Here is a 15,099-nt window from a genome sequence, read left to right on the forward strand (position 1 = left end):
CCTGTGGGCTGATCCCGAACATTTGTAGTCGTTGTCGACAGTTGGCCTGCCAGCTCCGTTAACCCTTAAAGGTTCTTTCCGCAGGGGTCGCCTGGATGGGCGCGTCTTCGGTGATTGGTGACATGACAACTGGTTTGGCGGAGCAGCCGCCCCTACAGCTGCTTAAGGAGAGCGGTCAGCGGGAGGTGTTCTGCGGACTCACCTCGATTGTCTGGCTGCACCGGCGCATGCCGGATGCCTTTTTTCTAGTGGTGGGCTCCCGCACCTGCGCCCACCTGGTTCAGAGCGCCGCCGGAGTGATGATCTTTGCCGAACCCCGCTTCGGCACTGCGATTCTGGGGGAGCGTGATCTGGCCGGCCTAGCCGATGCCAATGATGAGCTCGACCGGCTGGTGAAGGATCTGCTGGAGCGGCGCCCCGAAATCCGCACCTTGTTTCTGGTGGGCTCCTGCCCCAGCGAGGTGATCAAGCTGGATCTGGCTAAGGCTGCCGAGCGGCTCAATACCCAGCTGGCTGGCCGGGTGATGGTGCTGAACTACAGCGGCAGCGGCATCGAAACCACCTTCACCCAGGGAGAAGACCAAGCCCTGCTGGCGATGGTTCCCCTGATGCCAAGCAGCGAGGTCGACCAGCTGTTGATCGTCGGCACCTTGGCCGATGCGGTGGAAGACAGGCTGGTGCAGCTTTTTGGTCGCCTGGGTATTCCGGTGGTCACGAGCTTGCCGCCGCGGCGCTCCACCGAGTTGCCCCCGATTGGGCCTGGCTCCCGGGTGCTGCTGGCCCAGCCCTTCCTCTCGGCTACGGCAAGGGCCCTGGTGAGCCGCGGCGGCCAGCTGCTTACGGCTCCCTATCCGTTTGGTGTGGAGGGCAGTCGGGCCTGGATGGCTGCGGGCGCCGCTGCCTTCGGGGTGGCCCCGGCCCTGGTGGCCGAGGTGCTCGATCCGCTGGTGGAGCGGGGACAGCGTGCCATCGCTCCCCACCGGGAGCTACTGGCCGGTAAGCGGCTTTTTCTGCTGCCCGATTCCCAGCTGGAGCTCTCCTTGGCGAGGTTCCTGCAGCGCGAGTGCGGCATGGAGCTGGTGGAGGTGGGCACTCCCTATCTCGATCGCCAGCTGCTCGATGCGGAGCTGGCCCTGTTGCCACCTGGCACCCGTATTACCGAGGGGCAAGACGTGGAACGCCAGCTGGAGCGGGTCCGCGCCGAGCGGCCAGACCTTGTGGTGTGTGGCCTTGGCCTGGCCAATCCCCTGGAGGCGGAGGGAATCGCCACCAAGTGGTCGATTGAGCTGGTATTCAGCCCCATCCACGGTTGCGACCAGGCCGGCGATCTGGCCGAATTGTTTGCCCGCTCCCTGCGCCGCCGCGCCGCACTCTCCTTTTCCTGACCACCCGTCTCATTAATCAGCCATGGAACTCACCCTCTGGACCTACGAAGGGCCCCCCCACGTGGGTGCCATGCGCATAGCCGCCTCGATGGAGGGGGTGCACTACGTGCTGCACGCCCCCCAGGGCGACACCTATGCCGATCTGCTGTTCACGATGATTGAACGGCGCGACCGGCGCCCGCCCGTTACCTACACCACCTTCCAGGCCCGCGACCTGGGTGGCGACACCGCCGAGCTGGTGAAGAGTTCGATCGCTGCAGCCGTGGAGCGCTTCCAGCCCGAGGCGCTGCTGGTGGGCGAGAGCTGCACGGCCGAACTGATCCAGGACCAACCTGGCTCCCTGGCGGCGACCATGGACCTGGGCGGCATCCCGGTGGTGAGCCTGGAACTGCCGGCCTACTCCAAGAAGGAGAACTGGGGCGGCGCTGAAACCCTTTATCAACTGGTGCGAGGCCTGCTCAAGGCCCAGGTGCCGCCGCCCGGCGAGCCCAAGCCCGATCCGACTCGCTGGCGTGCCGAGGGCCGGCGGCCGCGGGTGAATCTGCTGGGACCCAGCCTGCTGGGTTTCCGCTGCCGCGACGATGTGCGCGAGATCAGCCAGTTGCTGGCTGGCTATGGCATTGATGTGGCGGTGGTGGCGCCCCTGGGGGCCCGCCCGGCAGACCTCATGCGTATCCCCACGGCTGATGCCAACGTGAGCCTCTACCCCGAGTTAGCGGGTCCGGTATGCAGCTGGCTGGAGCGCAGCTTCGGCATGCAGACGGTGAAGACAGTGCCGATTGGTATCGGCGCTACGGCCGCCTTTTTGCGGGAGCTGCACGGGGTGCTGGGTGTGGAGCTGCCCGCTGAGCTTGAAACCGCAGCCGACGGCACCTGCGCTGCTGAACGGCGCTCGCGGCTGCCTTGGTATTCGCGTTCGGTGGACTCCACCTACCTCACCGGTAAGCGGGTATTCATTTTTGGCGATGCCACCCACGCCATCGCTGCAGCCCGCATCGCTAGCCGCGAGCTGGGCTTCAAGGTGGTCGGCCTGGGGAGCTACAGCCGCGAGCAGGCACGGGAGGTGCGGGCGGCCGCCCAGGAGCTGGGGCTGGAGGCGTTGATCTCAGACGACTACCTGGCCGTGGAGGCGGCGATGGCGGAGGCGGCCCCGGAGCTGGTGCTTGGCACCCAGATGGAGCGCCACAGCGCCAAGCGCCTCGGCATCCCCTGTGCCGTGATCAGCTCGCCGCTGCACGTTCAGGATGTGCCAGCGCGCACTTCGCCCCAGATGGGCTGGGAGGGGGCAAATGTGATCTTCGACAGCTGGGTGCACCCGCTGATGATGGGTCTGGAGGAGCACCTGATCGGCATGTTCCGCCACGATTTTGAATTCGTGGATGGGCACCTCAGCCACCTAGAGGGTGCCAGTGCCCCCGCCAAGCACCCCACCTCTACGGCCACGTCCACGGTCACGGCCACGGTGACTGCTACAGCAACTGCTGCTCCCCAAGCTAATGACACTGCGCCAGCCAGCATTCCCGGCGATGGGGTGATCGTTTGGAGCCCGGATGGTGAAGCTGAGCTGGCCAAGATCCCCTTCTTTGTGCGGGGCAAGGTGCGTAAAAACACGGAGGCCTACGCCCGCGAGCAGGGCCTAGCTCTGATCGACAGCGAAGCCCTTTATGAGGCCAAGGCCCATTTCGCTCCATGATGGGTTGGATGGCAATAGCAGGCCCGCGCTGCGGGGGTGACCCTGACGCTCCTTCACTGATTCCAAAAGTCAAGGACTAAGCCTTACGGTCCTAAATTATTTAGCTAAGAGTTTCAGTTCCGATCTTTCCTGTTTCCCCAACTTCAATGACCACAACACTCAATCCTCCAGCTACTTCCAAGCCTGATGGCGAGGGCAGTGTGCAGGTACACCTTGATCCCACCATGGCTATCGAGGAAGGTGCCTTAGTGCTGGCAGTTTATGGCAAAGGTGGGATCGGTAAATCGACTACCTCTTCAAACCTTTCGGCGGCCTTTTCGAAGCTGGGCAAGCGGGTGCTGCAGATCGGTTGCGATCCCAAGCACGACAGTACTTTCACCCTCACCAAGAGGATGGTGCCCACCGTGATCGATATTCTCGAAACGGTAGATTTTCATACAGAGGAGTTGCGGCCCGAAGACTTTGTGTTTGAGGGTTACAACGGCGTGATGTGTGTGGAGTCTGGTGGTCCGCCGGCGGGTACTGGATGCGGTGGCTATGTCACAGGTCAGACGGTGAAATTGCTCAAGGAGCACCACCTGCTCGAAGAAACCGATGTGGTGATCTTTGATGTGTTGGGAGATGTGGTGTGTGGTGGCTTTGCTGCACCGCTTCAGCACGCCCACTACTGCCTGATTGTTACTGCCAATGATTTCGATTCGATCTTCGCGATGAACCGGATCATGCAGGCCATTAATGCCAAGGCCAAGAACTACAAGGTGCGTCTCGGTGGTGTGATCGCCAACCGCTCTGAGGAGACCGACGAAATCGACAAGTTCAATGCCCGCACGGGGCTGCGCACCATGGCCCATTTCAAGACCGTGGACGCGATTCGTAAATCCCGCCTCAAGAAGTGCACTATCTTCGAGATGGAAAGCACACCGGAAGTGGATGCTGTTCAGCAGGAATATTTGAACCTGGCCCAGCGGATGCTCGACGACGTCGAGCCCTTGGAGGCCGAATCCCTTAAGGATCGGGAGATTTTCGACCTGCTCGGCTTCGACTGATGGATGGGGGATCTACCCCACGACAGCAGAGCTACGGCCATCTGCTGATCGTTTGTCTGTTGGTGCTGATCACCTTCACCCTGCCCCAACCCTGGAATCGTCTTTCCTCCTTGGGCTATCTACTGATGGCTCTTGTGATGATCCGGGGCCTGGGTAATCCCACTGGCAGCCTGCAGTTCGGAATACTCCCGCGGCGGTTATTCAAGGGGCTGGGAGTTGCGGCCATTGCTGTTGGTCTGCTCTGGTATTTCACTCCGCTGGAGCTGCGCAGCACCGGTATCCCGGTGATTGCGCTGTGGGCCTTATTCAGCGGTTGGAGTGCTATCCGCCTAATCAGGGGCCTGGCCCAGGAGCGACGGGTGTCGGATGTGGTGTTGCGGGGGGCGCTGGCGGGCTATCTGATGCTCGGCTTGGCAGCAGGCTTGCTCTGTTGTGCCCTGGAGACGATTGATCCGGCCAGCTTCAGCAACGTGAACTTGTCGGCGCAGGATATGGGCCAGAGCAGCCCGGTGTGGGGCCTCAATTTTGTGCGACTCAATTACTTTGCCTTCGTCAGCCTCACCACGATGGGCTACGGCGACGTGATTCCCGAGAGCCCCCAAGCCCAGATGGTGAGCGTGGCCATCGCCATAGCGGGCACGTTTTATGTGGCCGCAGTGATGGGGGTGTTGATCAGCCGTCTTACGGTGCAGGAAAGCCAGCAGCCTTAGGGTTGCCCAACTCCCAGCCCTTGACGATCCGGTAAACCACCGGCACCGCGAACAGGCTGAGGACGGTGGCTACAAGTAGCCCTGAAAACACCACCGTGCCGATACTCACCCGGCTACCTGAACCGAAGCCGCTGGCCAGCAGCAGGGGCACGAAGCCCGCCAGTGAGGAAATGGCCGTAAGCAGGATCGGCCGTAGGCGGGCGATGGCGGCGCCTCGGATCGCCGTGTCTAGATCCAGTCCTTCGGCCATGCGCTGGTTGGCAAACTCCACGATCAAGATGCCATTCTTGGCGGCCAGGCTCACCAGCACCAGCAAGCCCATCTGTCCATAAACGTCCAGGGGCAGGGCCCGCAGCATCAGGCCGCCGATGGCCCCCAGCATGGCTAGGGGCACGGTCACCAGGATGATCAAGGGGTCGGCAAAGTTGTCGTAGAGGGCTGCTAGCACCAAAACCATCACCAGGATCGCTAAGGCAAACACCCGCAGGTTTCCGCCACCGGCGCGTGACTCTTCCCGAGCCAGGCCGGCCCATTCCAATTCGGTACTGCCGCCGAGCTGCCGCTGCACTTCCATCAGGCTGGCCATGGCTTGGCCACTGCTTACGCCAGGGCGGGGCAGGGCCCGGATGCTGATCGAACGCACCAGCCGGGTGTGATTGATCGAGGTAGGACCTGTTTCTTGTTCGACTCGCACCAATTGGGCCAGGGGGATCAGCTGGCCGTCACGGGTTTTCACCTGCAGAGCGAGCACGTCATCGGCGCTGCGGCGCGAGGCGCCGTCAAGCTGCACGATTACCTTGCGCACCTGGTCACTCTCAAAGCTGTCATTGACGTAGTCACTGCCGAAGCTGGCTCCGAGGGTGTCCACCACGGTGCTGAGATCCACCCCAAGGGAGGCAATCTGCAGCCGATCTGGCACAAGCTGCACCAGGGGGGCACCGGCGGTAAAGCGGGTTGAAACCCGTTCAAAGCGATTGGTGGCTTGGGCGGCGCGGATGAAGGCCTGGGCTTGCTGCTCGAAGTCAGAGAGGCTGAGTTGCCCGTTGCTGTTGTCCAGCAGTTCGAGCTCGAGCCCGCCTTCAGCACTAAAACCGCGCACAGAGGGGGCCTCGCTGAGCTGTACCACTGCACCGGTGATGCGGCGGCGCAACTCGCCATTGAGTCTCTGTCCCACGGCCCGAGTAGCTGCCTCGGCGCCACGGCGCTGCTCGATCGGCGCCAAACGCAGGTAGAAGATGCCCTTATTAGGGCTGCTGTCCCCAAAGGAGCGCCCTGCATAGAAGGTGGCTCGAGTGATCAGCGGCTCGTCGGCCACCACCTGGCGCACCTGCTCCAGCACCCGTTGGGTCTGCTGCAATCCGAGGCCATCAGCCAGAATCACAACTCCCCGCAGCTGACCGTTGTCCTCCTGGGGAATGAAGGCCTTGGGCAGGGCTTGCAGGGCGAATCCCGTGATCATTAGGCCAGCCAGCAGCAGGGACATCACCAGCCGCCGCCGCTTCATAGTCCAAGCCAGCCAGCGCTCGTAGGGCACCTCCAGTCCCTCGAGCCAGCGCCGCGGCGGGTCGATCCAACGCAGCAACCAGGCCGGTTCGCGGCGCTCGGGGTTTAGTAGTCGGCTGCCGGCTACCGGCGTGAAGCTCAGGGCATTCAGGGTGGAGAAGGCGATGGCGCCGCTGATCGTGATTGCGATCGGCGCGTACAGCCGGCCCAAGCTGCCCCCCAGGCCCAGCACCGGGATGAACACCACCACCAGGGCTAGGGAGGTGGCTACCACGGCCCCGCCCAGCTCGGCCATGGCTTCGCGGGCGGCTTGTAGGGGCGGCTTGCCAGCCTCCAGCCGGCGGCCAATGTCCTCGCTCACCACGATGGCGTCGTCCACCACCAGCCCAGAGGCCAGCACCAAGCCAAACAGGGTGAGGGTGTTGAGCGATTGGCCGGCAAGCTTCAGCACGCTCAACGAGCCGATCAAGGCCACTGGCACTGCGGCAGCTGTAATCAGGGCCAGGCGGCTGTTGCCAAGGCCAAGAAGTAGCACCAAGAACACCAGCAACACCGCATCGCGCAGGCTGTCGAGGGTGCCCTGGATGCTGCCGCGCACAAAGTCGGCCTCATCAACAATCAACTGCTGATCTACCCCGGGCGGAAATTGGGGTGCAAGCTCATCGAGGGCTGCATTCACAGCTTTGCTAACGGCGATGGCGTTGCTGCCGTCGCGCTGGTTGATCAGCACGGCTACCGCTGGTCTGCCTTGCAGGTTGGTGGCGATCGTGTCGTAGCTCTCGCTGCCCAGGCTCACTCGGCCCACATCCCGCAGCAGGGTGACGCCTCCATTAGCGCTGCGGGCCACCACCAGCTGCTCAAATTCCGCCGGACTGCGCAGGCGCCCCTCCATGCGCAGCGGCAGGGTGAGCTCCTGGCCGTTGGGGCTGGGGGCTTCACCCATTTGACCCAATGCAGCCAGCACGTTTTGCTGTTGCAGGGCCGTGCGCACATCGGTAATGGTGAGGCCGCGCTCCTCGAGATGAGCCGGGTTGAGCCAGAGCCTGAAGGCCAGGCTATTTCCACCTGCAAGGGTGACGTTGCCCACCCCAGGCACCCGCTGCAGCTTCTCTTTCACCACCTGGTCGAGCCAGCCGCTCAAAAAGGTTTCGCCATAGAGCTTGGGATCGGCACTGAAGCTGAGAATCATCAGCAGGTCGTCGGAGCTGCGCCGCACCTGCACCCCGAAGCGCGCCACCGGTGCTGGCAGCTGGCGAGTCACCACCGCCACTTCGTTCTGGGTGTTGATCTGGTTGAGCTCGGGGTCGCCGCCCTCGAATCCCAGGGTGATGGAGCTGCCGTTGGCTGAGCTGGTGGAGCGGATGCTGTCGAGCCGCTCGAGGCCGTTGAGCTGTTGCTCCAGCAGGGCGGTGACCCCCTGCTCCACCACCTCTGGGCCGGCACCTGGGTAGGTGGCCCGCACCGTGACTCGGCTGGGAGCAATCGGCGGCAGGTTTTCCACCTGCAGCAGCGGTAAACACACCAGCCCTGTCAATAGCACCAGCAGACTCACCACCAGGGTGAGCACGGGCCGGCGCAGAAAGGGATCTGAGATCGATTTCATGGGAGCCTTTGCGTTGCGCTGCTCGGGCCGGGATGAATGATCAGCCGAGATCGCGCTTCAGCACAACGCAGAGATAGTCAGGCGCTTTATAGCGACTAGGCAAGCAGATATGCAGTTGCTCCAAACGGCTCCAGCAGACGGTGCGCTGAATGGCGGCTACGGTTTTTCCCTCCTTTAGAAGCAGCCTCAGGGCCTTGCAATAAAGCGAATAATTGGCTTCGAGTTCCCCGATGGTGAGTCCCTGACTGCTGCTCATCGCACGGGTGGGCGTCCAGGAGTTGCAAAGACGCACCAATCACCCTACGGCTTCAGGTGGCGCCGAGATCAGGTTGAGCCGACGGCAGAGCCGCGGCAGGGTGAGGCCTTGGGCTAGCAGGTTGATCAGCACCACAACGAATACGATGCTTTGGGCGTTGTGGGCTAGGGCAATGACGGAGCCTGGGTCAACACCGCGTAGGTGGTTGATCTGATCGACCGCGCTGTAAGAGAGGGCCAAAGGCACTGCCCCCCTTAGGCCACACCAAGAAATCAGCACGCTGTCTTTCCAGCGGAAGGGGGAGAGGGGTTGGAACACCAAGACGCTGATTGGTCTCACCACCAGCATCAACACCGCCGCGGTTATCAAGCCCACAGGCAGGGCGGGAACCAGGCTGCTTGGATTCACCAGCAGACCAAATAGTAAAAATATACAGATCTCAGCCATGGTGTTGAAGGGCAGTAGTACCTCCTGAATCGATTCATGGTTGATATCGGCTTGGCGGTAGACCATGTTGGTCATCATTGCTCCAGTGATGTATACCGAAATTAATCCGGATCCGCCTAGAAAGTAGCTGCAGCCATAGTCTACAAAGGCAATAGACATGGCTACGATTAGTAGCTGGGATTTGTCGTGGGCCAGCTCATTGATCACGAATTTGGCCACATAGCCAAACAGTGCTCCTATGACTAGGCCGCCGCCTACCTGTTGCACGAAGCTGCGCAGGCCGTTGAGCATCACTACTACAGGTGCTGCTTGCTCGAGGCTGGCGCCGGCGCTGGAGGTGCTGAACAACCCCACGATCAACCCAAATAGCAGCAGGGCCGTTGGGTCATTGACCGAGGATTCGAATTCGAGCAGGTGCTTGAGCCGTTCTGGCACCAGGTGCCGCACCGAACTCAGTACGTTGATGGTGGCTCCGGCATCGGTGGAGCCCAGGCAGGCGGCAATCAGCAGGGCGGCCCCCAGGGGCATGGCGTTGCTGAGTCCTGGTGCCAGTTGGTTTCCACCAGCGGAAGAAAGCAGCCAGATCAGGCCGGCCAGCAGACCCGTGGCAATCGCCACACCGCCTACCGCCAGGGCCAGGCCGTATTCCAAAAAGCCCCGGATAGTTTTGATATCCGTTTTCAGCCCCGCATAAAAAAGCAGCAGGGCCAGGGCGAATACATGCAGGCTTTCGGCCTGTTCGTGGGAGACGTTGAGACTTTTGATGTTGATAGCTAGGCCCAGCAGCAGCACCCCGAGAATCGCCGGGATTCCGATCTGGACAGAGAACCGGCTGATCGCCAAGGTGCCTAGAAACAGCAGGCCGATAAACAGCAGCTGGCCCTCCAAGGGCACTCCATTAAGACCTGGTGCCTGAGCAAAGAGGGGTGCCTGAGCAAAGAAAGGTGCCTGAGCAAAGAGGGGTGCCTGGGCAAAGAGGGTCGCGATCACGGCTGGGCTGAGTTGGCATGGGCTGAGCCGAGGCTCGCGGCCTGGGCATCGCTGAGCCGGCTGGCCCGCTGCAGCACAGCGGTGATCTGGGCGATGTCCAGCACGGAATGGCAGCTGTAGCCCGCCGCCGCCAGCCGCTCCCGGGCGCGGCGGTCATGGTCGCCGCCATGGTCGATGAACACCACCACGTCCTGCACCGTCAGGCCCGAGCTCTCCAGCTTGCCGATGCCCTCTAGGACGCTGCCGCCTGTGATCAAGATGTCGTCTACCACCACCACCCGGTCGCCTTCCTCAAAGTCGCCCTCGATCAGGCGCCGGGCGCCATGAGCCTTTACCTCCTTGCGGGGATAGATCAGCGGCTTGTGCAGTTGCAGTGAAAGCCCAGTGGCGGTGGGCAGGGAGCCGTAGGGGATGCCGGCGATGCGGTCAAATTCGAGGCCCTGCAGCTTGCCGGCATAGGCGTGGAGCACTCGGTGGAACAGGTTTGGGTCGGAGATGATCTGGCGCAGATCGACGTAGTAATTGAAGACCGCGCCCGAGGCTTGTACGTAATCGCCGAATAGCAGGCAGCCGATGTCGAACAGATCAACAATCAGGCTCTCGAGCGGGTCGGCGCTTGGTTGCTTCTCAGGTAGCCACAGGGCACAGGTATCAGCGTTGCCTTTGTCGTGATTTTCCAGCCACTGGTGCCGCTTTGCCGTGATCTGCTGTTTGAGCGCCTCGGCTCGACTGGCCATGTCGTCTTCTACCAGCAGGTTTTGAGGTAGGGGCAGCAGCAGCCCATCGGCGGCGGCCCCCAGGCCGGCCTGCAGCATGGCGTCGAGCTTTTCCTCTTCCCCCCAGAGGCTGCGCAGGATCAAGAAGCGCTCGGGCGCTTCGGCCCGCACCCGCGCCAGGATTAGCGGATCACTGGTTCCCACCTCCAGCAACAGCTGGTCCGGGGTGGCCCACAGCTGGGTCTCGCGCACAATCTGCAGGTAGAGAGGTGTCTCCTCATTCGGGTAGTGCTGGATCTGGCGCGCCGCCTGGTTTGAGCTGTGGCAGGTCATCACCACGGCCTTGTCTGGATAGAGCAGGAAGGGGGCAGCGATGTCCTGGCCAGCCAGGGGGGAGAGGGTCACCGCATCGGCGCCCAGATCTTTGAACAGGTAGTGGGCCAGGGCCGAGGAGGAGTTGAGGTCGCCGTGTTTGGCGTCGATGATCAGGGGGAGATCGCGGGGCACCAGGTCGCGCACCTCCAGCAGCAGCTCCAGTCCCACCGGCCCAAGGGCCTGATAAAAACCAAGGCTGGGCTTGTAGGCGCACACATGGGGCGCTGTGGCCTCGATCACCGCCTTGATCCAATGGCGGGCCTGGCTGAGGAAGGAGCGGCCCGCTAGGCCCCGCCTCGCTGCCCAGCTCTGCAACATCTCCGGGTTGGGATCAAGCCCGGTAACCAGCAGCGACTGGCGGTCGGCGATGGCATCGGTGAGTTTGACGAAGAAGCCCATCGCCCGCAGGCTGTTTGGGCTCGTTGTTAAGCCAGCCGTTGGCCTGTCCGCCGGCTGGTGACACAGCTCTTTGCAATCAGCCGCACCATCAACCCTTCCTCATCGGCGGCCACCCGCAGCCAGCGCAGCCCGGGCAACCAGGCCAGGGCCTGCTCCAGTTCGGTGGCGAGGGCGTCGTCGTGTTCGCCGATACCGCCGCTGAGGGCGATGGCCTCCACTCCTCCGAGGCTGGCTGCCATGGCCCCAATCCCTTGCAGTAGCCGGTGGCGGAACACCGCGATTGCCAGCTGGGCGCCCCGGTGGCCCTCGCCAGCCTGGAGGCGCAGCTCCCGCATGTCTCCGCTGAGCTCGGATAGCCCCAGCAGGCCGCTCTGGCGGTTAAGGGCCGTATCCAGTTCGGAGACGCCAATGCCCTGGCGCATTAGGTGCAGCAGCAGCCCTGGATCCACGCTGCCGCTGCGGCTGGCCATCACCAGTCCCTCGAGCGGCGTGAAGCCCATCGTGGTGTCGACGCTGCGCGGCTGGCCTTGAGGATCGATTTCGATCGCGCAGAGGGAGCAGCCGGCGCCGAGCTGGCAGCTGATCAGGCGGCGTATGTCTGGCTCTCGGGCTGCCACCGTTTCGCCCACGTGCTGGTGGTTGAGGCCGTGGAAGCCGAAGCGGCGCAGGCCCTGCTGGCGCCAAGGCGCCGGTATGGCGTAGGTGGAGGCAGCTTCGCTGAGGCTGGCGTGGAAGGCGGAGTCGAAGCAGGCCCACTGCTGGATGGCGCTGCCCTCCAGTTGACCCTCGAGTTGGCCCTGCAGCCAGTTGATTGCCTCCAGCGCTGGGCCGTTGTGCAGCGGGGCCAGGGGCACCAGGTTTGCCAGCTCCGCCAGCACCTGCGAGCTCAGCAGGGTGGGAGCGCTGAAGTGGACACCACCGTGCACGATCCGGTGAATTACAAGCTGGGGTAGGGGCTCAAGGGCCGCGAGCAGGGGGGAGAGCCACTGCTCCAGCAGTTCAGCCAGTTGCTGGCTGCCCGAATCCGCTTGGGGAAGACCCCAGCTGCGCTGCTCCTGCCAGAGCCGTCGGCCGCTCGCATCGCAGAGGGCCAGCTTGACGCTGGAGCTGCCCGTGTTCACCACCAGGGCGTGGGTCATGCGATCGGGTGCAGGCCTGGATTGGGCATAGCCTGGCAAGCCTGCGTTAGAGCCGCCATAGATGCCAGTCCCTGGCTCAAGTAGCCGCTGGCGCCCATGACACCCCCATGACGCTCTCCGGCAGTTCCCTGTTCAACGCTGCCGGCGGTCTGGGACTGTTTTTGCTGGGGATGGGCTTGATGACGGAGGCCTTGCGCAGCCTGGCGGGCAACAGCCTGCGTCAGGCCCTGCTGCGCTTCACCCGATCCCCCTGGAGCGGTGCCGCCGCTGGGGCGATCGGTACGGCACTAGTGCAATCTTCAACCGCCACCACCGTGGCCACGGTGGGTTTTGTCAGCGCTGGGCTGCTCAGCTTCCAGTCGTCCCTGGGCATCATCTTCGGCGCCAACGTGGGCAGCACGGGCCTGGGCTGGCTGGTGGCCCTTTTCGGCATCAAGTTTGAGCTGGCCGGGGTGATGCTGCCGCTGCTGCTGGTGGGGGCCGGCCTGCGGCTGCTGGGCCGCGGCCGCCAGGCGCTGCTGGGCCAGGCCTTGGCTGGGCTAGCGCTGCTGTTTTTGGGTATTGACGCGCTGCAGGAGGCGCTGGCTGGTCAGGGGTTGCTGCTTGATCCGGCCCGCTTTGATGCCTCCCTGCCGGGGGGGCGGCTGCAGTTGCTGCTGCTCGGTCTGCTCAGCACGGTGATCACCCAATCCTCGGGGGCGGGGGTGGCCACCACCCTGGCGGCCTTGGCGAGCGGGGTGATCGGCCTGCCCCAGGCCTGTGCCCTGGTGATCGGCATGGATGTGGGAACTACCGTCACCGCCGTGATGGCCTCGCTTGGCGCCAGCCTCAGCGCCCGTCGCACCGCGGCGGCTCATGTGATCTTCAACCTCCTCACCGCCATCGGGGCCTTCCTGCTGCTGCCGGCCTACCTGGCGCTGCTACGGCTGGGTTGGCCAGCCCTGAGCCAGCAGGACTCTGAATTTGCTCTCACCGCTTTCCACACCGGTTTCAACTTGCTTGGCGTGCTGCTCGTTCTGCCGTTCACCGCGCCATTTGCCGCCCTGATCCGGCGCTTGGTGCGGCCGGGGGAGGGACGCCTAATCGATGACCTGGCTGACACGCCGCCGGCCGATCTCGCTGCCGCCATCGGCCTAGCCCGCCAGTCCCTGCAGGCGTGTCTGCTGGAAATGCTCCAGTTGCTGAGCGATGGGCTGGCTAGGGGCAACGGCAGGCCCGCCTCAGGCGCTCAGCGGCTGGCTGTGCTGCAGGCCGATTTAGATCGACTCCAGCTTTATCTCGATCAGATCCACTTGGCGCCGGGGCCGCATCCGGGCAGCGATGAAGCGGTAAGGGAGGCCCTGCTCCACCTGCTGCATGGTCTTGATCATCTTCAGCGCCTACATGAGCGTTGTGAAGAGGAGCAGGACCGCCTGCGCACCGCAGCCACAAGCCCGAGTTTGGCTAGCGAGCGCCAGAAGCTCCTGGCCACCCTTGAGCAGCTGCCCGTGCTGGTGCAGCAGGGCCACTGGGCTCAAGCCAGCGCCCTGGTCAGCGCCTGTGCCCAGGAGTTACATAGCCGTGTCGGGCCATACCGCCAGGAGGTGCTGGCAGTGGTGGCCAGGGGCGAGCTGAATGTCGATGCCGGTACGGCCCGGCTGGAGGCGATTCGCTGGCTGCAGCGGGTGAGCCAGCACCTGGGGCGGGCCTGCTACCACCTCGGTGGCTCAGGGCTGCACTAGCCGCCAGGGCAGGGTTTCTCCAGCATGGAAGGGCACCAGTTCGACGGCGGTGCCGGCCGCATCATTGAGGTGGAGCCGGCTGGGTACCTCCAGGGGCTGCCGCTCCAGGGTGACCTTGGTCTCGTTGAGCGGTAGCCCGTAAAACCGGGGCCCAAACTCTGAGGCGAAGGCCTCCAGCCTCTCCAGGGCGTTCTCCTGCTCAAATACCGCCGCGTAGCTCTCCAGCGCAAATGGGGCATTGAAGATGCCAGCGCAGCCGCAGGCCGCTTCCTTGGCAGTGCGGGCATGGGGTGCGGAATCGGTGCCCAGGAAGAACTTCGGGTTGCCGGAGGTGGCGGCGCCCCGCAGGGCGATCCGGTGCAGTTCCCGCTTGGCCACCGGCAGGCAGTAGAGGTCGGGCCGCAGGCCGCCGGCAAACATGGCGTTGCGGTTGATGTGCAGGTGGTGGGGCGTGATCGTGGCCGCCAGGTTGCCCGGCCCGCTACGCACAAAATCAACCGCATCACTGGTGGTGATGTGCTCAAGCACCACCTTCAGGCCGGGGTGGCGCCCCAGTAGGGGCTCCAGGTGGCGCTCGATGAATACCGCCTCCCGGTCAAAAATGTCGATATCGGCGCTGGTTACTTCGCCGTGGATCAGCAAGGGCAAGCCGATGCGCTCGAGGGTGTCGAGCACGGGCGTGATCGCCTCGATTGAGCTGACGCCAGCGGCTGAATTGGTGGTGGCATGGGCTGGGTAGAGCTTGCAGGCCACCCAGGCCCCCTGGCGGAAGCCCCGTTCGATTTCGGCGGGATCAATGGCATCGGTGAGGTACGCCGTCAGCAGTGGTTCGAAGCGACTGCCGTCGGGCAAGGCTTCGCGGATGCGGCGGCGATAGGCCTCGGCTGCCGCAGCAGTAGTGACAGGCGGGCTCAGGTTTGGCATCACGATCGCCCGGGCGAACTGGCGGGCCGTAGCCAGGGCGACGGCTTGGAGCATGGAGCCATCCCGCAGATGCACATGCCAGTCATCGGGTTGACGCAGGCTCAGCTGCTGGCTTGGCATGGCGCGGGATCGGTGGTGGTGGAACTGGTAAGGATTCGTGTCTGGACGGCATTGTTGCCGCGGGCACACAAC

General features: G+C 63.7%; 11 protein-coding genes. 5 read left to right on the forward strand and 6 right to left on the reverse strand.

The genetic code is table 11. From position 1 onward, the window contains the following. Window positions 1-122 precede the first annotated feature (122 nt). From KBY75_RS05045 to KBY75_RS05060, 4 genes are all read left to right on the forward strand, one after another. On the forward strand, window positions 123-1,385 hold the full coding sequence (locus tag KBY75_RS05045) for a ferredoxin:protochlorophyllide reductase (ATP-dependent) subunit N (RefSeq protein WP_255023229.1): 1,263 nt from the start codon (window positions 123-125) through the stop codon (window positions 1,383-1,385). 70 nt (window positions 1,386-1,455) lie between these two features. Further along, the gene (locus tag KBY75_RS05050) at window positions 1,456-3,078 is read left to right on the forward strand and encodes a ferredoxin:protochlorophyllide reductase (ATP-dependent) subunit B (RefSeq protein ID WP_396097990.1); all 1,623 of its coding nucleotides are present in this window, start codon (window positions 1,456-1,458) and stop codon (window positions 3,076-3,078) included. 146 nt (window positions 3,079-3,224) lie between these two features. Continuing rightward, window positions 3,225-4,124, forward strand: coding sequence for a ferredoxin:protochlorophyllide reductase (ATP-dependent) iron-sulfur ATP-binding protein (bchL, locus tag KBY75_RS05055; RefSeq protein WP_106501518.1), 900 nt, complete (start codon window positions 3,225-3,227; stop codon window positions 4,122-4,124). Further along, the gene (locus KBY75_RS05060; RefSeq protein ID WP_255023189.1) at window positions 4,124-4,834 is read left to right on the forward strand and encodes a potassium channel family protein; all 711 of its coding nucleotides are present in this window, start codon (window positions 4,124-4,126) and stop codon (window positions 4,832-4,834) included. Before bchL ends, KBY75_RS05060 begins: the two co-directional genes overlap by 1 nt. Here the strand turns inward: KBY75_RS05060 and KBY75_RS05065 are convergent. The 5 genes from KBY75_RS05065 to KBY75_RS05085 are packed head-to-tail and all read right to left on the reverse strand — an operon-like array spanning window position 4,806 to window position 12,262. After that, window positions 4,806-7,940 (reverse strand): efflux RND transporter permease subunit, encoded by a 3,135-nt coding sequence (locus tag KBY75_RS05065; protein WP_255023190.1) that lies wholly within the window; start codon window positions 7,938-7,940, stop codon window positions 4,806-4,808. The two genes, KBY75_RS05060 and KBY75_RS05065, sit on opposite strands and share 29 nt — an antisense overlap. 40 nt (window positions 7,941-7,980) lie before the next feature. Continuing rightward, complete coding sequence (locus KBY75_RS05070) at window positions 7,981-8,196, reverse strand: DUF3136 domain-containing protein (protein ID WP_094561403.1); 216 nt, start codon at window positions 8,194-8,196, stop codon at window positions 7,981-7,983. Between the two features lie 39 nt (window positions 8,197-8,235). After that, window positions 8,236-9,633 carry a cation:proton antiporter gene (locus KBY75_RS05075; protein ID WP_255023191.1) on the reverse strand — a complete coding sequence of 466 codons (1,398 nt, stop codon included), beginning with the start codon at window positions 9,631-9,633 and terminating at the stop codon, window positions 8,236-8,238. Further along, the gene (locus KBY75_RS05080; RefSeq protein WP_254936444.1) at window positions 9,630-11,123 is read right to left on the reverse strand and encodes a bifunctional orotidine-5'-phosphate decarboxylase/orotate phosphoribosyltransferase; all 1,494 of its coding nucleotides are present in this window, start codon (window positions 11,121-11,123) and stop codon (window positions 9,630-9,632) included. The genes KBY75_RS05075 and KBY75_RS05080 overlap by 4 nt, the downstream gene beginning before the upstream one ends. A 26-nt stretch (window positions 11,124-11,149) precedes the next feature. Then, the gene (locus tag KBY75_RS05085; RefSeq protein ID WP_255023192.1) at window positions 11,150-12,262 is read right to left on the reverse strand and encodes an acetate/propionate family kinase; all 1,113 of its coding nucleotides are present in this window, start codon (window positions 12,260-12,262) and stop codon (window positions 11,150-11,152) included. A 107-nt stretch (window positions 12,263-12,369) separates the two neighbouring features. Here KBY75_RS05085 and KBY75_RS05090 point away from each other — a divergent pair, with 107 nt between their 5' ends. Continuing rightward, window positions 12,370-13,983, forward strand: coding sequence for a Na/Pi cotransporter family protein (locus KBY75_RS05090; protein WP_255023193.1), 1,614 nt, complete (start codon window positions 12,370-12,372; stop codon window positions 13,981-13,983). On the opposite strand, the gene pyrC is transcribed toward KBY75_RS05090, so the two are convergent. Next, entirely contained in the window at window positions 13,969-15,027 is a 1,059-nt protein-coding gene (gene pyrC / locus KBY75_RS05095; protein ID WP_255023194.1) for a dihydroorotase, read from the reverse strand. The two genes, KBY75_RS05090 and pyrC, sit on opposite strands and share 15 nt — an antisense overlap. Between the last annotated feature and the right edge of the window lie 72 nt (window positions 15,028-15,099).

The organism is Cyanobium sp. T1G-Tous (assembly GCF_024345455.1).
Lineage (GTDB): Bacteria > Cyanobacteriota > Cyanobacteriia > PCC-6307 > Cyanobiaceae > Cyanobium_A.